The organism is Pseudomonas sp. SJZ080, assembly GCF_007828295.1.
Lineage (GTDB): Bacteria > Pseudomonadota > Gammaproteobacteria > Pseudomonadales > Pseudomonadaceae > Aquipseudomonas > Aquipseudomonas migulae_A.
Map to the genome: position 1 here is coordinate 1 of NZ_VIUK01000016.1, position 21,107 is coordinate 21,107.

At 59.1% G+C, this 21,107-nt stretch carries 17 protein-coding genes, 1 tRNA gene and 3 pseudogenes; 6 read left to right on the forward strand and 15 right to left on the reverse strand.

Translation table 11 applies throughout. The features are described 5' to 3' along the window. Positions 1-90: 90 nt before the first annotated feature. A pseudogene (locus FBY04_RS19975) lies at positions 91-765 on the reverse strand (Fic family protein); the annotation flags it as partial. A gap of 189 nt (positions 766-954) precedes the next feature. Next, the gene (gene ggt / locus FBY04_RS19980; RefSeq protein WP_145316481.1) at positions 955-2,787 is read right to left on the reverse strand and encodes a gamma-glutamyltransferase; all 1,833 of its coding nucleotides are present in this window, start codon (positions 2,785-2,787) and stop codon (positions 955-957) included. A 151-nt stretch (positions 2,788-2,938) separates the two neighbouring features. On the opposite strand from ggt, the gene FBY04_RS19985 reads away from it, so the two are divergent. The 4 genes and pseudogenes from FBY04_RS19985 (at position 2,939) to FBY04_RS20000 (ending at position 6,035) form a co-directional block, all read left to right on the forward strand. Further along, positions 2,939-4,048 (forward strand): DUF2817 domain-containing protein, encoded by a 1,110-nt coding sequence (locus FBY04_RS19985; RefSeq protein WP_145316483.1) that lies wholly within the window; start codon positions 2,939-2,941, stop codon positions 4,046-4,048. A gap of 278 nt (positions 4,049-4,326) precedes the next feature. After that, a pseudogene (locus tag FBY04_RS19990) lies at positions 4,327-4,764 on the forward strand (hypothetical protein); the annotation flags it as partial. Positions 4,765-4,808: 44 nt separating this feature from the next. After that, complete coding sequence (locus FBY04_RS19995; RefSeq protein ID WP_145316485.1) at positions 4,809-5,219, forward strand: hypothetical protein; 411 nt, start codon at positions 4,809-4,811, stop codon at positions 5,217-5,219. 492 nt (positions 5,220-5,711) lie between these two features. Continuing rightward, positions 5,712-6,035 (forward strand): hypothetical protein, encoded by a 324-nt coding sequence (locus tag FBY04_RS20000; protein WP_084320395.1) that lies wholly within the window; start codon positions 5,712-5,714, stop codon positions 6,033-6,035. A 243-nt stretch (positions 6,036-6,278) separates the two neighbouring features. Here FBY04_RS20000 and FBY04_RS20005 read toward each other — a convergent pair. The 6 genes from FBY04_RS20005 to FBY04_RS20030 form a co-directional block, all read right to left on the reverse strand. Next, positions 6,279-6,355: transfer RNA gene (locus FBY04_RS20005), tRNA-Met, on the reverse strand. An 80-nt stretch (positions 6,356-6,435) separates the two neighbouring features. Next, positions 6,436-7,896 carry an amidase gene (locus FBY04_RS20010; protein ID WP_145316487.1) on the reverse strand — a complete coding sequence of 487 codons (1,461 nt, stop codon included), beginning with the start codon at positions 7,894-7,896 and terminating at the stop codon, positions 6,436-6,438. A 61-nt stretch (positions 7,897-7,957) separates the two neighbouring features. Continuing rightward, positions 7,958-8,992, reverse strand: a complete 1,035-nt coding sequence (locus FBY04_RS20015) for an extracellular solute-binding protein (RefSeq protein WP_084320398.1) — start codon at positions 8,990-8,992, stop codon at positions 7,958-7,960. 27 nt (positions 8,993-9,019) lie between these two features. After that, the gene (locus tag FBY04_RS20020) at positions 9,020-9,829 is read right to left on the reverse strand and encodes an ABC transporter permease (RefSeq protein ID WP_084320399.1); all 810 of its coding nucleotides are present in this window, start codon (positions 9,827-9,829) and stop codon (positions 9,020-9,022) included. Beyond that, the gene (locus tag FBY04_RS20025) at positions 9,826-10,746 is read right to left on the reverse strand and encodes an ABC transporter permease (RefSeq protein ID WP_145316489.1); all 921 of its coding nucleotides are present in this window, start codon (positions 10,744-10,746) and stop codon (positions 9,826-9,828) included. The genes FBY04_RS20020 and FBY04_RS20025 overlap by 4 nt, the downstream gene beginning before the upstream one ends. Positions 10,747-10,761: 15 nt before the next feature. Further along, entirely contained in the window at positions 10,762-11,880 is a 1,119-nt protein-coding gene (locus FBY04_RS20030; RefSeq protein ID WP_145316491.1) for an ABC transporter ATP-binding protein, read from the reverse strand. Between the two features lie 227 nt (positions 11,881-12,107). Between FBY04_RS20030 and FBY04_RS20035 the strand changes: the two genes are divergently transcribed. Next, positions 12,108-13,013 (forward strand): LysR substrate-binding domain-containing protein, encoded by a 906-nt coding sequence (locus FBY04_RS20035; protein WP_145316493.1) that lies wholly within the window; start codon positions 12,108-12,110, stop codon positions 13,011-13,013. 444 nt (positions 13,014-13,457) lie between these two features. On the opposite strand, the gene FBY04_RS32395 is transcribed toward FBY04_RS20035, so the two are convergent. The 3 genes and pseudogenes from FBY04_RS32395 to FBY04_RS33290 form a co-directional block, all read right to left on the reverse strand. Next, positions 13,458-13,625: a hypothetical protein gene (locus tag FBY04_RS32395; protein ID WP_178118298.1), complete on the reverse strand. Its 168-nt coding sequence runs from the start codon at positions 13,623-13,625 to the stop codon at positions 13,458-13,460. Further along, on the reverse strand, positions 13,618-14,484 hold the full coding sequence (locus FBY04_RS33285; RefSeq protein ID WP_371927834.1) for a methyl-accepting chemotaxis protein: 867 nt from the start codon (positions 14,482-14,484) through the stop codon (positions 13,618-13,620). The genes FBY04_RS32395 and FBY04_RS33285 overlap by 8 nt, the downstream gene beginning before the upstream one ends. Then, positions 14,482-15,678 (reverse strand): annotated as a pseudogene (locus FBY04_RS33290) (methyl-accepting chemotaxis protein); the annotation flags it as partial. The gene FBY04_RS33285 and the pseudogene FBY04_RS33290, both read right to left, overlap by 3 nt. A gap of 441 nt (positions 15,679-16,119) precedes the next feature. Between FBY04_RS33290 and FBY04_RS20050 the strand changes: the two are divergent. Beyond that, a complete protein-coding gene (locus FBY04_RS20050; protein ID WP_084320406.1) occupies positions 16,120-17,337 on the forward strand; it encodes an MFS transporter in 1,218 nt (405 codons plus the stop codon). A 165-nt stretch (positions 17,338-17,502) separates the two neighbouring features. Here the strand turns inward: FBY04_RS20050 and ychF are convergent, their stop codons facing one another. The 4 genes from ychF to FBY04_RS20070 form a co-directional block, all read right to left on the reverse strand. After that, complete coding sequence (gene ychF / locus FBY04_RS20055; protein ID WP_017340760.1) at positions 17,503-18,603, reverse strand: redox-regulated ATPase YchF; 1,101 nt, start codon at positions 18,601-18,603, stop codon at positions 17,503-17,505. Positions 18,604-18,626: 23 nt separating this feature from the next. Beyond that, on the reverse strand, positions 18,627-19,211 hold the full coding sequence (pth, locus tag FBY04_RS20060; RefSeq protein ID WP_008037207.1) for an aminoacyl-tRNA hydrolase: 585 nt from the start codon (positions 19,209-19,211) through the stop codon (positions 18,627-18,629). Between the two features lie 172 nt (positions 19,212-19,383). Then, positions 19,384-19,986: a 50S ribosomal protein L25/general stress protein Ctc gene (locus FBY04_RS20065; protein WP_084320407.1), complete on the reverse strand. Its 603-nt coding sequence runs from the start codon at positions 19,984-19,986 to the stop codon at positions 19,384-19,386. Positions 19,987-20,127: 141 nt separating this feature from the next. Beyond that, entirely contained in the window at positions 20,128-21,069 is a 942-nt protein-coding gene (locus FBY04_RS20070) for a ribose-phosphate pyrophosphokinase (protein ID WP_003171603.1), read from the reverse strand. Positions 21,070-21,107: the final 38 nt, after the last annotated feature.

Below are 21,107 nucleotides of genomic sequence, written 5' to 3' on the forward strand. Positions count from 1 at the left end.
CGCCTTGAAATATCGTTCACCGAGGGAGTTCAGGCGCTTAGCGGGAACATCAATTTAACGGGGAGTTGGTGTCCGGTTTGGTAGGGGCAAGTCCAGCACTCTACCGCCTGTATTTACGTTGAACCCGTATTTCATCAAGAGTGCGTAAGTGAGTAGTCTCACTACACGGCCATTGCCGTTTCCAAAAGGGTGAATCCAACCGAATCTATGATGAGCCAAGGCGATCTTCATCAGATCGTATTTCGGCAGGTCGTTGTTATTCACAAACGCAACCAGTTCCTGCATGTATCCCTGAACCTGAACAGCTTCAGGCGGAAGGTGATCTGACTGCGCGATACGTACTGGTGTTTGACGGTAGGCGCCTGGAGTTCGGTCGCCTTCGCGCTTCAGTTCCTCGACAGTCATCGCATGAATTTCGCGAATGGTCCGTTCTGTCAATGGTTCACCAGGCCGCATGATTTCTTCGATATAGCTCATGGCTTTTTCGATGTTGGCAATTTCACGCAGCTGATCACTGTCCGTTGCCTTACCTTCGATTTTGCTGTCGAGATAGTCGGCAAGCGTTGTATGGTTGCCCTCAATCCGTGCTGACCCTAGGCTTTCTAGCGTATGGAAGATTGCCTTGAGTTGGAAAAACACCGGGGCTGGAGTATCGCCTTCCAGGCGCAGTCGTCGTAGGTGCTCCAACTCACTCAAGACATCCACCAACGGTGAGTCGAACGTCGGATTCAGGAGCTGAAGTTCATGATGGGAAAATTCAGGCATATGAAATTTATCTCTGAGGCTACAGGAGGTTATCTCTAATGAAGGCCTCAATAGCCCTTATTTATAGGGCTATTTTCGACGGAGGTGTGAAAATTATCTCTAATCGCTCTCTGCGAGAAGTTAAAAACTGCAACGGAATAAGTAAAAAAGGCCTACCTCCCGGTAAGCCCTATCCTTGCTGCGTACGACTCAATCCCCCAACGCTTCCCCCTCCCGCCGCGGATCCGCCCCACCCGCCAGCGACGCTTTCCCCTGCGCATCCTTGACCCGGACAATCGCCTGAGTGCCGCTGGTCATGTCGATCTCGCTTACGGTGTGCCCCTTGTCCTTCAACGCCTGAATCGTCTCCGCGCTGAACTGCCCCTGTTCCAGCTCGGTCGGGCCGTTGCGGCTGCCGAAGTTGGGGAGGTTGATGGCGGTTTGCGGGTCGAGGTTCCAGTCGAGCAGGCCAACGGTGGATTTGGCGACGTATTCAATGATCTGCGAGCCACCAGGAGAGCCGAGGGTGGCGAGGAGTTCGCCGCTCTGGCGGTCGAAGATCAGGGTGGGCGCCATGGACGAGCGCGGGCGTTTGCCGGGTTCGACGCGGTTGGCGACTTTCTGTCCGTTTTCTTCGGGGATGAACGAGAAGTCGGTCATCTGGTTGTTGAGCAGAAAGCCCTGAACCATCAGGTGCGAGCCGAATGCGGATTCGACCGTGGTGGTCATCGACACCGCACCGCCCTGGTCATCGACCGCCACCACTTGCGAGGTGGAAATGCGCAGCGGTGAACGGTCCGGCGCATAGGCGACCTGAATGCCCGGTGGTGTGCCAGGCTTGGCTGTGCCCATGCTGCGATCGCCGATCAGGGCGGCGCGGCTGGCCAGATACGTCGGGTCCACCAGACCTTTGACAGGGACCGGTACGAAATCGCTGTCGGCGACGTACTGTGCACGGTCGGCGTAAGCGAGGCGCTCGGCTTCGGCGATCAGGTGCACGGCTTCAGGGGCTGGTTCGGTCCCGGCGGGCTGGGTGCTTTTGACCGGCTTCAGTGGCGCCAGGGCATAACGCGGGTCGCGGGTTTCCAGGGCCTGCAAGGTGCCGAGGATCTGTGCCACGGCGATGCCGCCCGACGACGGCGGCGGCATGCCGCAGACCTGCCAGCGTTTGTAGTCGGTGCACAGCGGCGCGCGTTCCTTGGCGGTGTAGCCGTTGAGGTCGTTCAGCGACAGGCTGCCGGGGTTGGCGTGGCCCTGAACCTTGGCGACGATTTCCTGGGCGATGGGGCCTTTGTACAACGCATCGGGACCTTCCTTGGCGATGCGTTTGAACGCGGCGGCCAGCGCCGGGTTTTTCAGTAGGGTGCCGACGGCTTTCGGGCTGCCATCGGCGTTGCGGAAATACGCCATCATGTCTGGCGAACGCTGCATGGACGAGTCCGACGCGATCAACTGATGCAGGCGCGGCGAGATGGGAAAACCTTGCTCCGCGAGCCTGATCGCCGGCTCGAACAGCTGCGCCCATGGCAGGCGGCCATGTTTCCGATGGGCCAGTTCCAGCGCCCGCAATACGCCGGGAGTGCCCACGGAGCGACCGCCAATCTGCGCCTGAGTGAACGGCATCGGTTTGCCGTCGGCTTGCAGGAACAGCTTTTCGGTGGCGCCGGCCGGCGCGGTTTCACGACCGTCGTAGGTGCGCACGGTTTTGCCGTCCCAGAGCACGATCAACGCACCACCGCCGATACCCGAGGATTGCGGTTCGACCAGCGTCAGCACGGCTTGCATTGCGATCGCGGCGTCAATCGCCGAACCCCCCTGACGCAGCATCGCTCGTCCGGCTTCGGCGGCAAGCGGATTCGCCGCTGCGGCCATATGCTTTGAGGCGTGCCGGGTCTGCAAGCCGGTGCGATAGCCCGAGGCGGTTTCCGGTGCGAGGGGTAACGTCGAAGCGGGCGGAGCGTTGCACGCTGCAAGAGTCAACGTGCTGGCAATCAGCGAAAGGGCTGACAGGCGATAGCGATTCCAGTGAATGGCTGTAAACACGCGGGGCACTCCGTCCGTGGGAAAGGTCAGTGGACTTTATCGGCCGACAGTCAGTGACGCAAACCATAGGCGTTTTTGTCCTTCATCCGTCGACGGATTTTCTGTAGGGTCAAGGGCAGCAGACGCGTCAGAAGATCAACAAGAGGCAGACATGCAGACCGACTTCCCCGCACAGCCGAGCTATGGCGCTCAGCGTGAACAGTTTCTGGCAGCAGCGAATGCGGCCGGTGCGACATTGACCGAGTATCCACACCCGCTCAAAGGCCCGTTCGGTGAACCTCTGAGCACCGATGTGGCGGTGCTCGGTGATCCGGGCGCCAAGCGCTTGCTGATCGCGTTGAGTGGCACTCACGGGGTCGAAGGCTTCTATGGCTCGGGCTGTCAGATCAAGTGGATGCAGGAATTGGGCAAGCGTTCATTGCCGGCCGATGTCGCCGTGGTGTTTGTCCATCTGATCAATCCCTGGGGCACGGCGTGGCTGCGTCGGGTCAACGAAGACAACATCGACCTCAATCGCAATCACCTGAATTTCGAACATCCGCTGCCGGACAATCAGGCCTACGCCGCGCTGCATGAAATCTATGCCTGCACTGAGCTGACAGGCCCGGAGCGTGATCGCGCCGATGCGCTGCTTGATCAGCAGATCCAGGAACACGGTTGGCCGGCGGTGATGTCGATTGTCGAGGGCGGCCAGCACAGTCATCCCGACGGACTGTTTTACGGCGGGCGGGCGCCGAGCTGGTCGAACCGCACGTTGCACCGGATCCTTCAAAAACATGTCGCTCACGCCGAAGTCGCAATGTGCTTCGATTTGCACACCGGCGCCGGGGAATACGGCCATCCGATGTTGCTGACCATCACCGAGTCCGCTTATCCAGCGTTGCCGGATGCGCAGGCGATCTACGGACCGTGGCTCTACACGCTGTTGACCGGCGCCGACACGCTGAGCGAAACCGGCGTGGCGGCGACAGCAACCGGCTATACCTCGCAGGCGCTGGTCGACGCACTGCCGCAGGTGCGATTGATGCCCTTCGTGATCGAGTGCGGGACTTATCCGGGGGCAGAGGTTCATCGTCATTTGCGCGACGACCATTGGCTGCATCTGTACGGCAATCCGAGTGATGCGCCAGGGCGTGAAATCAAACTGAATCTGCTGGAGCAGTTCTATCCCGCCGACAGCGACTGGCAGGCAATGGTGTGGCTGCGGACGTGGCAGATATGGGAGCGGGGGTTGTCCGCGTTGGCGGTGATGCGGTTGTGACAGGCGCAGGTGGCCGATACAGGTTTTGTGTGGGCCAATGATTTTGCACACGACATATCCCCCTGTAGGAGCCGGCTTGCCGGCGAAGCTTTTAGCTATCCCTTAGACGCCGTCACCTGCAAAACCGTTAATTAGCGATTTGCCCTACATCCGCTTCTTACTTTCCTGACTTCTTTCTCTCCTTATCCCCCGCACAGTCTCGCGCGCCATTTTCTGTGCGAGGGATTGCCTGTGATCGACCCGATTGTTTACGCCATTGCCCGCCGTTGGGTGCGTTGATGGAGCCCGTGGCGCGCATCGAGCAGGAACTCGACGGCTTCAAGGACACGCTGGGCTTGTATCGCCTGCAGCTTGGGCACTTGTTGAGTCGCAATGCCGACCGGGTCAGCCGGGCGTTGGACAAGCCTTCGCTGATAGGCATGGAGCGGTTCATCAAAGTCGGCGACACCACCAAGTCGGTGAGCAGTGGTGATGACGACTTTTTCTCCACCGTCGCGCAGTGTCCGAAGAACGGGATTCTACTGATCGAGAGCAAGTTCGAATCGGTCTATGACATTCCGCTGGGCAATATCCAGGTTGATGTCATCGCGATGGATGGCGGTGAACAGACGACGATCACGCTGGATGAAAACGGTAAGGGAAAGTTTGAGGGGAAGGCCGGGAAGTTCTACCGCGTTCATGTCCAGAGTGATGGGTTCGAAATGAAATTTGACGAGTCTGGCGTGCCTTTCACGCTGTACCCCATAAAGTAGGAAAAGCGATGCTTATTGACCCTGGCACTGAACAGCCTTACATCCCTACACCCTCATATTTTCTGGGGTGTTTCGATATTTATGATCGTGAAGAGACGCTTGGGGAGGAGCTCGAGAAATACGACCCTAACGATCCAGCTGATCGCGAAGAGTTAATACTCAAGTATTGTCTGTCTCGGAAGAGATCATATCGCCACAGGTATCTTCTTTATAAGTGTTTGGGAGAAAGTCTTCAGGATAAGAATTATGACTTCCAAGCATTGCTTGAGCATGATCCTGAAGAGTATTCGTCTCTCCCCGATGGTTGGGACGAGATGAATTGTCCACGGTCTTTTTTCGAAGAAATCTTTCGCTTGGCGGCAATTGAGTGGAAGGAAGACATTCATAGGGCCAGCCTTGAAGATCAATCCACTTGGTGACACCAGTTATCTATTTGGCAGGAAGATTTTTTGACCGCTTCGCGCTCAATTCGCGGGCAAGCCTCGCTCCTACAGGATTGGGGGCGTTCCGGTTTTTTGGCGTTGTGCCACGACTCTGTAGGAGCGAGGCTTGCCCGCGAAGGCGGTCTTACAGGCTGCGAAATTTCCGGGTAAGGTCGTCGGAAGTTTCCTTCAAGTTGTAGCGGTTTCCATGAACTGGTGGGAAATGCGCTCCATCGATAGTCTCTGGTGGTCACTGAAATTTCAGTGATGGGGTGTAGGAACCCTTCAAAACTAGAGAGGACGCTTTGGCGTCGACACTTGAATTGCGGCCATCAACATGCGTCCGTAAGATCAGTTGCGGCGGCTGTGCGCGGGCACGCTTCGGTGTGGTCGAGTTCTCTGGTCTCGATATTCCTACCCCGCGTATAGCTGCCACCCAAGCCTGTAGGAAGGCAGATGGTAGCTTCCCTTCTTACCAGAGGTTTAAAAATGACAAATCTTCACCCCGATCCACCCTACGAAAAACCAGTTCCTCCACCCAAAAGCCGCTTCATGGCACTGACCAGCAACTGCGACGACATGCCTACCCTGTTCGTCGATACCCTCGCACCACTCGACGTTTTATACGACGCGGCCCACTATCGAATCTGCGCCGTCACCCAGGTAATGGAAAACCTGTCGATGCGTGGCTCGATCGAGTGTCAGTCCTTCATCCTCAGTGACTTTGCATTGCTCTGCGCCATTCCGTTGCGGGATGGGTGTGATGTGCTGGATGTGTTGGGGCGGCGGTTGAAAGCGCGGCGTTCGGAGTAGCGCCGGACGTTGTTGTGGCGCGGGAGCGAGCTCCCTCGCCATCAGGATCAAGAGATCGCAGCCTTCGGCAGCTCCTATAGGAGTAACTTGCTGGCGATGGCGGCCGCAAAATTGATGCAGGACTTAAGGGCCTCATCGCCGGTAAACCGGGCTCCTACAGGATTTTTGTCGGAAGTGGGGGCCTGCGCATTTTCTCCGGGCATAAAAAAACGGCCTACCTTTCGGTAAGCCGTTTTTAGTACTTGGTGGCTACACAGGGACTTGAACCCCGGACCCCAGCATTATGAATGCTATGCTCTAACCAACTGAGCTATGTAGCCAAGTGGCGCGCATTATTCGCGGGAAACGAATATGCGTCAAGCGCTTTTTTAAAAAATTTATCTACGCTATCAACCGTTTATCAAAATCCCTCGTTCAACAGCGGCGAAGGGCAGCGCTGGAACCAGCGACTCGCCTGTTCGTAAGCGTGGGCCAGTTGCAGGACGGCGAAGTCGGCCTGGTGCCTGCCGATGATTTGCAGCCCCATCGGTAAACCGTTCGAATTGAACCCTGCCTGCACATTCGCCACCGGACAGCCGGACAAGGTGCCGGGGATCACCACCTCCATCCAGCGGTGATAGGTGTCCATGTTCACGCCTTCAATAGACGTCGGCCATGGCTGGGTTTTATCGAACGGAAACACCTGAGCGCTGGGCAGCAGCAGGTAATCGAACTCTTCAAACAGTCGGGAGATCGCCCGGTACCAGTTACTGCGGTCCACGGACGCCTTGAACACCTCGCTGGCGGACAGTTTCAAACCGTGTTCGATCTCCCAGCACGCTTCCGGTTTCAACTGTGCGCGCTTTTGCGTGTCAGCGTAAATCGCGCCCAGCGAGCCGGCGACCATCCAATGACGCAAGGTTCGCCAACTGCTCCACAGCTGTTGCGGAGCGAACTGCGGTTGCACCGCTTCGATATGACATCCGAGGCTTGCGAAGTCGGCAAAAGTTTTTTCGCAGAGGTCGAGAATGCCTTTTTCCATTGGCAGATAGCCGTTGAAATCTCCCAGCCAACCCAGGCGCGTGCCTTTGAAGTCGCGCTCCAGCGGCGCCGCAAAGGCGCTGCCGGATTCGGCGATGGACAGCGGCGCCCGGGCATCGGCGCCGGCCTGTACCGACAGCAGCAACGCGGCATCGCGCACGCTGCGCCCCATGGGGCCTTCGTAGCCGAGCTGATCGATGAACAGGTCGGCGCTGTCATCGAAGGGCACGCGGCCCTGGGACGGGCGGAAACCGAAGATGTTGTTGAAAGCGGCCGGGTTACGCAGCGAGCCCATCATGTCGCTGCCATCGGCCACCGGCACCAGATGCATCGCCAGCGCCGCCGCTGCGCCACCGCTGCTGCCGCCGGCCGTTTTACCCGGGTCATAAGCGCAACCGGTGGCACCGAACAGCGGGTTGTAACTTTGCGAGCCGAGGCCGAATTCCGGGGTGTTGCTCTTGCCGATGATGATTGCGCCGGCCGCTTTCAGCCGCTCCACCATGATCCCGTCGCGATCGGGAATAAAGTCCTTGTACAGCGGCGAACCCAGCGTTGTGCGGATGCCACGGGTCAGCGACAGGTCTTTGACCGCATGGGGCAAGCCATGCATCCAGCCACGGTACTCGCCCCGAGCCAGTTCGGCGTCGCGCCTGTCGGCCTGGGCCAGCAAGTCTTCCGGCGCCTGCAGGCTGATCAGCGCATTGACCTTCAGGTTGAAACGATCGATATGGGCCAGGTAAGTCTGCATCACTTCCCGGCAGGAAACCTCGCGCAGGCGAATGCGTTCGGCGAGTTCGTGGGCCTGCAGCAGGACCAGTTCGCTGATGTTATTAGAAGTCATTGCAACGCTGCCTTTCGGACGGCTGGAGGAACACCCCGTCACCGCGACGGGGCGGTTGAAATCAACGCATCAGGCTGGTCCAGAGACGGTCGGCCAGGCGAATCGCGCCTTCGCCGCAGGTCTTGCTGAACATCACTTGGGTGCCTTCGGGAATGTGCAGCTCCGGGGCGTCCTTGAGGCTGGCGTCGAGGAACGGTTCCACACCCTTGATCGGGCTTTGGTGCTTGAGGAAGTTCTGGGTCATGGCGGCATTTTCAGGCTGGCTGAGGAACGCAATAAACGCCTTGGCGTTCGCCGGATTCTTGCTGCCGGTCGGGATCACCATGTTATCGACCCAGGCCAGCACACCTTCTTTCGGGTAGAGGTATTTCAGGCTGGGCTTCATTTCCCGGGCGCGCATCGACGAACCGCCCCAGAACATCGACATGTCGATTTCACCCGCGGCCAGGTTCTCGCGAATCGAGCCGGCCTTGGAGCTGTAGGTCTTGACGAAAGGTTTCTGCGCCTTGAGCAAGCTCAGCACTTGCTGCATCTGCTTGGGGTCTTCGCTGCACAGCGGGATGTTCAGGTACAGGCTGGCCATGTCGATGGCTTCGCTGACCGAATCGAACATGTTGATCCGTCCCTGCAACTCGGCTGGCGGCTCGTAAAGCACCTTGTAGCTGTCGGTCGGACCTTTATAGCGTTCGGTGTTCAGCACCACGCTGGTGGTGCCCCAGATGAACGGCACGGAATAGGCACCTTCCGGGTCCCAGGTGGGTTTTTTCAAGTTATCCACAACGCTGGCGTAGTAGGGCTCTTTGACCGGGTCGAAGCGTTCCAGCAGATGTTCCTTGATCAGGATCGGCACGAACTGGTGCGACGGAATCGCCACGTCGTAACCCGCGCCGCCCTGTTTCAGTTTCGCCAGCAGGGTTTCGTTGGAATCGTAGGAGTCCACGGTGACTTCGATGCCGGTCTGTTTCTGGAACCTGGCGAGGATTTCCGGCGAAAAGTAGCCACTCCAGCTCACTACGTTAAGCTTTTCTGCGGCCTGGACGCTGCCGGCCAGTGTCACTAACAACGAAGTCCCGATGCTTGCAATCAACTTGCTCATGCTATTTCCCCACGGTACGTAGAAGGTTCAGGTGTTCTTTTTGCCCAACAGGTACGAGAGGCTGACGAACAGCACCGAGACGCCCAGGATCAGGGTCGAAACAGCGTTGACGTCGGGCGTCACGCCCATCCGCAACAGGCCGAAGATAAAGATTGGCAAGGTGGTGGTGCCGGCCTGGGAGACCATCATTGAGATCACGAAGTTATCCAGCGAAACGATGAAAGCCAGCATCAGTCCGGAAAAAATCCCCGGCATCAGCAGCGGCAGGGTGACCTTGCGAAAAGTCCGCCACGGGCCGGCGTAAAGGTCGGCCGAGGCTTGTTCCAGGGACAGGTCCATGTCGTTGAGTCGCGCACGAATCGGCAGGTAGGCAAATGGAATGCAGAACACCGTGTGGGCGATGATCAGGTTGCCGTAACCCAGGGACAGACCGAGGGTGGAAAACAGTGCCAGTGTGGCGACGCCGACTACGATTTCCGGCAACACCAGCGGCAGCATGATCGCCCCCATCGACAGTTGCAGGCCCTTGAACCTGGCACCGCGCGAGGTACCGAGGGCGGCGAGGGTGGCAATGGCCGTGGCGATCATGCTGGCGCACACGGCGATCAACAGACTGTTGCCGGCCGCCTGGCGCAGCGCCTGATTGGCGAAGGCCGCGCGGTACCAGTCCAGGCTGAACCCGGTCCACACCGTCGCTGACTGATTAGCGTTGAACGAGAACACCACCAGCACCACGATCGGCGCGTAGAGGTACAGGTAGAACAGGAAACTGAAGCCACCGAAGCCCGGAAAATCCTGCACACCCAGGCCGTTTCGCTTGAATAGACGCAGCATCATGCACCTCCCTTGGCGATGCGCTGACGTTCGGCGCGCAAGGCATATACCGTCAGCACCAGCATCACGGCGGCCATCAGTACCAGCGACAGCGCCGCGCCGAAAGGCCAGTTACGCGCATCGCTGAACTGCCGGAAGATCAGGTTGCCGAGCATCATCCGCGTGCCGCCGCCCAGCAATTCCGGAGCGATCATCGCGCCCAGGCACGGCACGAACGTGAGGATGGCGCCGGCGAGAATCCCCGGTCTGGCGATGGGCAGCACCACTTTGCGCAAAGTGCGCCAGCGTCCGGCGTAAAGGTCCTGCGCGGCTTCCAGCAGGCGGATGTCCATCTTTTCCAGCGTCGCGTAAATCGGCAGCACCACGAAGGGCGCGTAGGTGTAAACCAGACCCAGCAACACGGCGCCGTCGGTGTAGAGCAATTGCAACGGCTGGTCGATAACGCCGAGGCCCATCAGGCTGTTGTTGATCACCCCGGTGTTACGCAAAAGCAAAATCCAGGCGTAGGTGCGGATCAGCAGGTTGGCCCAGAACGGCACGGTGATCAGAAAGATCAGCAGGCCGCGCCGATGCGCCGGTTGCATGGCCAGCCATACCGCCACCGGAAAGCCGATCAGCAACGTGATAATCGTCGTCAGCCCGGCAATGCCGATGGAGCGCAAGGCGATCAGCAGATAGGAATCGGCGAAGGCCAGACTGTCATCCAGTTGCCGCTCGAACAGCAGCGAAGTGTAGGCGTCAGTGCTGAAGACTTTGTTGACCCCGCCATAGGGGTTGGCTTCCATCAGCGAGTAGCCGATGACAATCAGGATCGGCACGATCAGAAACAGGCCGATGGCGATCAGCGCCGGGCTGACCCCGAGAAAGCTCTGGAAGGCCCGCCGGCGCTCCAGTGTGTTGGCGATCGGTAAAGCGTGCATGGCAAATCCTCGGGCTCAATCGTGCAGGACGCTGGCGCTGCAGCTGTCGAACAACAGGCCGGCCTGGGTGCCCACGGCAAAGCGCAGACTGCGATCGACGCTGTTGGGCGTGCGCACGGTGAGGCGCGAACCGTCACTCAGGCTGACTTGATATTGCAGGTCGGTGCCGAGGTAGATCTGCGCATCGATCCGGCACGGCAGCGCGCCGCCGGTGTCGCCAGGCACGAGGTGCAGACGCTCGGGGCGCACCGACAGCGCAACGTTGGCACCGATCTGAACGTCGCTGCAGGGCTGTGCCGGCAGCGGATGCCCGGCGGGACCGGCAAACCAGGCCTGGCCGTTTTCGACGCGAGTGACCGTGCCTTCGATGAAGTTGGTTTCGCCGATAAAGTCCGCCACGAAACGGTTGCGCGGGCGTTCGTAGATGTCTTCCGGGCGGCCGACCTGTTGCACTTCGCCTTCGGACAGCACGGCGATGCGGTCGGACATGGTCAGCGCTTCTTCCTGGTCATGGGTGACGAAGATGAAGGTGATGCCGGTCTTGGCCTGGATGGTTTTCAGCTCTTCGCGCATGGCCTGGCGCAGCTTGAGGTCGAGGGCCGACAGCGGTTCGTCGAGCAGCAACACTTTGGGATGGGGTGCCAGTGCCCGCGCCAGGGCAACGCGCTGTTGCTGGCCGCCGGAGAGTTGCGCCGGTTTGCGCGCGGCGAAACGTTCCATCTGCACCAGCGCGAGCATTTCGCGTACACGCTCGGCGACCTGGGCCTTGTTCATGACCTTGCCCATCGGGTGCGATTCAAGGCCGAAGGCCAGGTTCTCGGCGATGGTCATGTGCGGGAACAGCGCGTAATGCTGAAACACCGTGTTGACCGGACGTTCGAAAGGTGGGCGGTCGGCGATGTTTTCGCCGTAGAGCAGAATCTCGCCCTCGGTCGGAAACTCGAACCCGGCGATCATCCGCAAGAGCGTGGTTTTGCCGCAGCCAGAAGGACCGAGGAGGGTGAAGAATTCGTTGTCGCGAATGTCCAGGTCGATGCTTTTCAGCGCGACCGGACCGGTCTGTGGATCACCGTAGACTTTGCGCACCGAGCGGATGGACACCGCCAGTGTTTGCAGCGAATGCAGGGCATTCATGCGTTACCTCCGATTCCCCCATCGCCTGCGAATACGCTGATATCAGCAGCACCGTCGGGCCATGGATATTATTTTTTTGGGCAGGATCGAGATGTGTTCGGGTGTTTTGAGCCAGCTGTTTTTTTGTTGTGCTGTGCCTGGATTATCAGTGAGGGGTTGCGGGGGCGAAACTTCAATTTTAACATACGACCTGTTAAATAATTTAATAGCAAAAGGCGGCCAACCCCATGCCTGACCACCGTTTACCACCACTGAATGCGGTGCGTGCCTTTGATGCGGCGGCTCGTCTGGGCAGCTACGTCGAGGCCTCGAAGGCGCTGCATGTGACCCAGCCTGCCATCGGTCGGCACGTAAAATTGCTGGAGGAATGGCTGGGCATTCAGCTGTTCGAGCGCACGTCTCGTGGTGTGATCTTGACGTTGGCGGGGGAGAAATATCACCGCAAGATTGCCGCTGCCTTGCAGCTGATGATCGAGGCTGGCAAGGAGGCTAGGCCCAAGGATGCCGAGCGCTGGTTGCGCATCATGGTGGTGCCGGGTTTTGCCAAGCGCTGGCTGATGCCGCGCATTGAAGTCATGCGCCATTTGCGGCCGGGCCTGAAGTTCGCCATCGAGCCCAACTCGACGTTCACCGATGTGGATGGCAAGAGCGCCGACCTCGGGATTGTCTACGGCGTGGATGGGCAATACGCGCATTCCCGCGTCAGCCTGATCCGCCCGCGTGTATTCCCGATCTGTACGCCGGAATATCTGGCCAGCATCGACCCCGTCGACGGGCCCGCCGACCTGGTGAAACTCAACCTGATTCACGTCGATGACGGCGAGTGGTGGAACCTGTGGTTCGCCGCCCACGATCTGGACGTGCACCTCAACTCGGACATGCTGTACGTCAACAACGACCACGCGCTGTCGGTGGCCGAGAGCGGGCAGGGCATCGCATTGGCCAACGAAGTGCTGGTGCGTGAAGAACTAAAAAGCGGTGCGCTGGTACGGGTGCTGGACGCCGAAGTCAAACTGGAAAGCTATCGTGTGTTGACGCCATCCGCCGAACTTTCGGCGGATGTGTCGTGGTTCATTCAGTGGCTGAAGACCGAGCTGGAGCAGGACTTTCCGGAAGCGGTAATCGCCGCCTGAGGCCGATAGATCTGCACTGTAGGAGCCGGCTTGCTGGCGATCCAGGCGCCGCGGTTTGCCAGGGAAACCGCGTAAACGTTCATCGCCAGCAAGCCGGCTCCTACAGAACTAGACACTCAAACGAAACCGCCCGGTGTTCCCGAAGCGGTAATCGCCCCTGAGGCCGATAGATCTGCACTGTAGGAGCCGGCTTGCTGGCGATCCAGGCACCTCGGTTCACCAGGCAAACCGCGTAATCGTTCATCGCCAGCAAGCCGGCTCCTACAGAACTAGACATTCAAGCGAAACCGCCCGGTGTTCCCGAAGCGGTAATCGCCCCTGAGGCTGATAGATCTGCACTGCAGGAGCCGGCTTGCTGGCGATCCAGGCACCGCGGTTCACCAGGCAAACCGCGTAATCGTTCATCGCCAGCAAGCCGGCTCCTACAGAACCGGGACTAGACACTCAATCGAAACCGCCCGGTGTTCCGGAAGCGGTAATCGCCGCCTGAGGCCGATAGATCTGCACTGCAGGAGCCGGCTTGCTGGCGATCCAGGCACCGCGGTTCACCAGGCAAACCGCGTAAACGTTCATCGCCAGCAAGCCGGCTCCTACAGAATCGGGACTAGACATTCAAACGAAAACGTCCGGTGTTGGCGCTCAGGGCCTTGCTGCCCTGGCTCAAGGTGTCCGCTGCCTGATTCACCGCCCGCGCGCCTTCGAGCAAGCGCACGGCGGCCTGGTCGACTTGCTGGATGTTGCCGCTGACTTCGTCGGCAGTGGTTGCTTGCTCATCGACCGCCGTGGCGATCTGCGCCAGGGTGTCGGTGACACTCTGCACGGCGCTGGCGATTTCCCCCAGTCGTTCGCCGAGGCCGGTGACCGCTTGCGCATCGGATTGCGCCTGGCCGCAGGCGGCTTCCATCAGGCTCACGGCTTCATTCACCGTGTTACGCAAGCTGTCGACGGTGCCGGCGATCTGCGCGGTGGACGATTGGGTGCGTTGCGACAGGCTGCGCACTTCATCGGCGACCACCGCAAAGCCTCGACCCTGTTCACCGGCGCGAGCCGCTTCGATGGCGGCGTTGAGCGCCAGCAGGTTGGTTTGCTCGGCGACCCCGCGAATGGTGTCGACCACCAATTGAATCTGCTGGCCTTGTTCACTGACCCGCCCGAGTGCCGCCGCCGTGTCGTTCAAACGCTGGTTGAGCTGCTGAATACTCGCGGTGGTGCGTTGACTGTCGCGGCTGCTGTCGGCAGCAATGCGCTGGGTGTGCTGGGCGCTGCCGGAAGCCTGTTCGCAACTCTGGGCAACGCCTTGGGAGGTGGCGGCCAATTGCGTTGCGGCCGCGGCGATCTGACTGATCTGCAATTGCTGCGCTTCGACCTCGCCCAACGCATCACTGGAATGATGGTTGAGCGTGCGCACCGCGTTGCTCAGTTGCAGGGTTTCGTGATCGACCCCCAGCAGGCTGTTGCGCAGTTGCACCACGGCGACGTTGAGCGCGGTACTGATCGCGGCCAGTTCGTCGCGACCCTCAACCGGCACTTGCAGGCTCAGATTACCGTCGCGCAAGGCTTCGGCCAGCAGCGTGATGCCGTTGGCGCTGCGACGAATCGAAGCCTGCAAGCAGATAAACAGGTACAACGCGGCCAGCAGCAGGCAACCAAAGATCACCGCCACCACAATGAACTGGCGGATCGCCGAGCCGTGGTAGTAATCCAGGCGTTGATCCAGCGAGACCAACGACTGCTGGCGCAGCGAAGCGAGGTCGGTGAGCAGGCTGTCGAGGCTGCGTTCGAACTCCTCGGGCTTGAGTTTGATGCTGCCGCCAAACACACCGTCATCAAGGACTTTCAGTTCGGCATCGAGGTGTTTGAGGCTGTCATGGTATTGCCCGGCCCAGGCCTGCAAGGCGCTGGGAAGGCGCGCTTCGAGCAGCGTGGCGGTTTTCATCAGCTGTTCACGGGCGTCGCCGATGCGGCTGCGCAGGTCGCGCAATTGCAGACGGCTTTGCAGCGTGAACTGACCGGACACCACCGACGCCTGGCCGACGCTGGCCAGACGGCCTACGCGTTCGATCAGGTCCGGCGCGTGTTGCGTGGAGATCTGCGTCAGCAGGTAGGTTTCCAGCCACGGTGCGAGCGTCAGGCGATTGTCCATGGCGATCTGTTCGCGCAAGGCTTGCAGAGCGCTCAAGGCATTGGTGAAACGGTCGTAACCGTCCGGCCACCAGCCGACGCTGCTCAGGCTTTTCGAGTCGAGGCCATTGAGGGCGGTTTGCAGCGCCTGATAGCGGGCCAGTGTTTCGCCCTCGGCGCCTTCGGTTTGCAACGCGTTGCCAAGGTCCGCAGTGGCCTGGGCCACTGCCGGCTGAACCGCATCGAACGCGGCCATCGCCGCGAGAGTGGCGGGTGTCGGCTGCCGGTTGGTCTCGGTGGCGCGCCAGCGCGCGGCGCGGTCACGCTGAGCGGCGAGCAGGTTATCCAGCGCGTCCAGCGCGAGCAGTTGCCGGACCCCGGCACGCTCGCCGGAAATCAGGTTCAGTTTGGCGCGATAGTCCTGGCCGATCATCAGCAGGCTGCCCGCGAGTGGCAGGATAAACAGCAGAAACAACAGCTGAAACTTGCGGGCGAAGCCGAAACGCCCCAGCAACCCGATCCCCGGAGATAAAAAAGCCTGCATGCCCCATGACTCCTATGGACACCACGCACCAATCGCGTGCGTCGAGATCGTTGCGACCGCGACTCGTGCCCTTTTTAAAGGCCTCGAAAGTTCACCCTCGTCAGCTCTGTAGGCCGACTCTGTAGCGAAACTTCCCATTCTCGGTGTCCTTTGTAAGGCACCGCGTTGAAGAGGATAAAGGAGGCAAGATTCAGACCATGGCGTTGCGCTATTACTGGGACTTGACTGTAGGAGCAAGCTTGCTCGCAATGATTGAAAGAACGCCGAGGAGTGTCAGGCGCCCAGCATCATCATTGACGATCATCGCGAGCAAGCTCGCTACTGCAAGGAAGGGGGGGGCATTTAGTTCGTTAGCTGGCTAAGGGGATGGCGCTGCTGCACTGAAAAATGGCACATTGACGCACCTGCCCGTGTGCACCCATCTGCTGTACGGAAATTCCCATGGCTATCAGCAATGCCCAGACCGGCGCGACGCCGGCATCCGCGACTTCTCAAAGCAGCCCTCTGGTCATGCGCATCATCGGCGCCGTGGCGCTGGCGCATTTGATCAACGACCTGATTCAGTCGGTGCTGCCTTCGATCTATCCGATGCTCAAGGCCAGCTATGGCCTGACCTTCACTCAGGTCGGTCTGATCACCCTGACCTTCCAGCTGACCGCCTCGCTGTTGCAGCCGTGGGTCGGTTACCACACCGATCGTCATCCCAAACCCTGGCTGCTTCCGGCGGGGACGGTGTGCACGTTGATCGGCATTTTGATGATGTCGGTGGTCGGCACCTTTCCATTGATTCTGCTGGCGGCGGGGTTGATCGGCATTGGCTCGTCGACCTTTCACCCGGAAGCGTCCCGCGTGGCGCGGCTGGCATCGGGCGGGCGATTTGGCCTGGCGCAATCGACTTTCCAGGTCGGTGGTAACGCGGGCTCCGCTTTCGGTCCATTGCTGGCGGCGGCGATCATCATTCCGTTTGGTCAGGGCCATGTGGCGTGGTTTGGCTTGTTCGCGGTGTTTGCGCTGTTCGTGCTCTACCGGATCAGTCGCTGGTACGCCAATCACCTGAACCTGTTCAAGCTCAAGCAAGGTCAGGCTGCGACGCATGGTTTGTCGAAGGGCCGGGTCATCAGTGCGCTGGTGGTGCTCGGTTTGCTGGTGTTCTCCAAGTATTTCTACATGGCCAGTTTCACCAGCTACTTCACCTTCTACCTGATCGAGAAGTTCGACCTGTCGGTGGCCAGTTCGCAGCTGCATTTGTTCCTGTTCCTGGGCGCGGTGGCGGCGGGGACATTCTTCGGTGGGCCGATCGGCGACAAGATCGGGCGTAAGGCAGTGATCTGGTTTTCAATCCTGGGCGTGGCGCCGTTCACGCTGATCCTGCCGCATGTTGATCTGTTCTGGACCAGCATTCTCAGTGTGGTGATCGGCTTCATCCTCGCCTCTGCGTTCTCGGCCATCGTGGTGTATGCGCAGGAATTGGTACCAGGAAATGTCGGGATGATTGCCGGGGTATTCTTCGGGCTGATGTTTGGCTTCGGCGGGATTGGCGCGGCGTTGCTGGGGCATCTGGCGGATGTGCACGGCATTGAATACGTGTACTTCCTGTGTTCGTTCCTGCCGCTGCTGGGCGTGTTGGCGATCTTCCTGCCAAGAACCAAAAAGGCCTGACTCAACACAAATCGAATGTAGGAGCCGGCTTGCTGGCGATTCAGGCCCCGCGGTTAAATCGCCAGCAAGCCGGCTCCTACAGGATTGCGATGAACGAAATTTCAGGCACAAAAAAGCCGCGTATCAAACGCGGCTTTTTCTTGTGTGGCTGCTGCTTCCTGAAAACTAGACGTTGAAACGGAAGTGCATCACGTCGCCGTCTTTAACGATGTAGTCCTTGCCTTCCAGGCGCCATTTACCGGCTTCTTTGGCACCGGCTTCGCCCTTGTACTGGATGAAGTCGTCGTAGGCGATGACTTCGGCGCGGATGAAGCCTTTTTCGAAGTCGGTGTGGATCACGCCAGCGGCTTGCGGTGCGGTGGCACCGACGCGGACGGTCCATGCGCGGACTTCTTCGACACCGGCGGTGAAGTAGGTCTGCAGGTGCAGCATTTCGTAGCCGGCGCGGATCACGCGGTTCAGGCCAGGCTCTTCGAGGCCAAGGGCTTCGAGGAACATGTCTTTTTCTTCGCCGTCTTCCAGCTCGGCGATTTCGGCTTCGATCTTGTTGCAGACAGGAACCACCATGGCGCCTTCTTCTTCGGCGATGGCTTTGACGATGTCCAGCAGCGGGTTGTTCTCGAAGCCGTCTTCAGCAACGTTGGCGATGTACATGACCGGCTTGGTGGTCAGCAGGTGGAAGCCACGGATCACCGCCTTGTCGTCGGCCGCCATGTTCTTCATCAGGGTGCGCGCTGGCTTGCCGAGGGTGAAGTGAGCGATCAATTGCTCCAGAAGGCCCTTCTGGACAACGGCGTCCTTGTCACCACCCTTGGCGTTACGGGCGACTTTCTGCAGTTGCTTCTCGCAGCTGTCGAGGTCGGCGAAGATCAGTTCCAGGTCGATGATTTCGATGTCGCGTTTCGGGTCGACGCTGTTGGAGACGTGAATCACGTTCTCGTCTTCGAAGCAGCGGACCACGTGAGCGATGGCATCGGTCTCACGGATGTTGGCGAGGAACTTGTTACCCAGGCCTTCACCTTTCGAAGCGCCGGCAACGAGGCCCGCGATGTCGACGAATTCCATGGTGGTCGGCAGGATGCGCTTTGGATTGACGATGGCCGCCAGGGCTTCCAGTCGTGGATCCGGCATCGGCACGATACCGGTGTTCGGTTCGATGGTGCAGAAGGGGAAGTTCTCGGCCGCGATCCCGGATTTGGTCAGGGCGTTGAACAGGGTGGACTTGCCGACGTTAGGCAGGCCGACGATGCCGCAATTGAATCCCATGGTGTTTTCCCCGAGGAGTAGAGTCAGGCCTTCTGGCTGTGCAGGTTTTTCATCGCGCGGTTCCATTCCCCGGCGAGGATATCCGGCAGCACGCCGAGGGCAAAGTCGATGCTGGCATCGAGTTTTTCCTGTTCGGCGCGTGGCGCACGACCCAGGACGAAATTTGAAACCATACTGGCTACGCCCGGGTGGCCAATGCCAAGCCGCAAGCGGTAGAAGGTATTCTGATTACCCAGTTGCGCGATGATGTCGCGCAATCCGTTGTGACCGCCATGGCCGCCGCCCTGTTTGAGTTTGGCAACGCCCGGAGGCAGGTCGAGTTCGTCGTGCGCCACGAGTATCTCTTCCGGCTTGATGCGAAAGAAGCCGGCAAGTGCCGCTACGGCCTGGCCGCTACGGTTCATGTACGTGGTGGGTATCAGCAGGCGAACATCCTGACCCTGATGCGAATAGCGTCCGGTCAGGCCGAAATATTTGCGATCCGCCACAAGGTTCACGCCTTGTGCGTTCGCGATGCGCTCAACAAAAAGGGCCCCTGCGTTATGCCGGGTCTGTTCGTATTCAGCGCCTGGATTTCCCAGGCCAACGATCAGTTTGATGGCAGTCACGATAGGGGCCCTTCCTTTTGGAGTGGTGGATAACATCGTCGCAATCCGGGTGTGCGGCGAAAGTGGACGACAAGTGCTCATTTACCATTATGTAAACTCCGCGTTCTCGCCCGCTTTCTCGCTACGTTCCAGTCCGCGATGTTACCGGGTCACTCCGGCATCACAGAGTAAATTACTCTGCTGCGCCTTCTTCAGTAGCTTCTGGAGCAACACGTGGAGCGTGGACGTTGGCAACAGCCTTGTCATCGCCGTGTGCCAGAGCAACAAACTCAACGCCTTTAGGGGCTTTGAGGTCGGACAGGTGAATGATCGAGCCGATTTCGGCGTTAGCCAGGTCGACTTCGATGAATTCAGGCAGGTCTTTCGGCAGGCAGGTCACTTCGATTTCCGAAACAACGTGCGAAACTTCGCCGCCTTTCTTGATCGGAGCTTCTTCACCAACAAAGTGTACAGGCACGATAGCGGTCAGTTTCTGGCCGGCTACAACGCGTACGAAGTCAGCGTGCATCACGTGGCCTTTGGCCGGGTGACGCTGCAGAGCCTTGATGATTACGTTTTGCTTGGTGCCGCCAACGTTCAGCTCGATGATGTGGCTGTAAGCCGCTTCGTTTTCGAGCAGTTTGGCAACTTCTTTGGCCAGCATGCTGATGGATTCAGGGGCTTTTTCGCCACCGTAAACTACAGCTGGTACCAGGCTTGCGAGACGACGCAGGCGGCGGCTCGCACCTTTCCCCAGGTCGGAACGCACTTCAGCATTCAGAGTAAATTCGTTCATGTTGTATCTCCAAAATAACCACATTCGCCCCAGCGTTTGCGACCAGCGCTAAAGGCGATATGGGCAAAAAAGCCCCGCCCCGACAGGAATGCCGGGGCGGGGCGCTTTTCGTCAACGAGATGTTCGAGAAGGGCAGGGCCCTTAACGGAACATCGCGCTGATCGATTCTTCATTGCTGATGCGGCGGACCGCTTCGGCAACAACCGGTGCGATATCCAGTTGACGGATACGCGCACAGGCTTGTGCTGCAGCGGACAGCGGGATGGTGTTGGTCACCACCAGCTCGTCCAGCACGGAATTTTCAATGTTTTCGATCGCCCGACCCGACAGCACAGGGTGCGTGCAGTAGGCGAAAACCTTGGCAGCGCCATGCTCTTTCAAAGCCTTTGCCGCGTGGCACAGAGTGCCGGCGGTATCGACCATGTCATCGACCAGAATACAGGTACGCCCTTCGACATCACCGATGATATGCATCACTTCAGAGTGATTGGCTTTCTCACGGCGTTTGTCGATGATCCCGAGGTCCACGCCCAGGGATTTGGCAACAGCACGTGCACGCACGACGCCACCAATGTCCGGGGACACGATCATCAGGTTTTCGAAGCGCTGATCTTCAATGTCATCCACCAATACTGGGGAGCCGTAGATGTTATCTACCGGAATATCGAAGAAACCCTGGATCTGGTCAGCATGCAGATCAACCGTGAGAACACGGTCGATGCCGACTACGGTAAGCATGTCAGCAACGACTTTCGCGCTGATAGCCACACGTGCGGAACGCGGACGGCGATCCTGACGGGCATAACCAAAGTAAGGAATAACAGCAGTGATACGAGTAGCCGAGGAGCGGCGGAAGGCATCAGCCATCACTACCAGTTCCATCAGGTTATCGTTGGTCGGAGCGCAAGTCGGCTGAATAATGAAGACGTCTTTACCGCGGACGTTTTCATTGATCTCGGCTGTAATTTCGCCGTCGGAAAACTTACCGACAGAGATGTCACCGAGAGGGATATGCAGCTGACGTACAACACGCCGAGCCAGATCGGGGTTAGCGTTCCCCGTAAAGACCATCATCTTGGACACGCGCAGTACCTAGAGGCTGAGGGTAACCTGGATGAGTA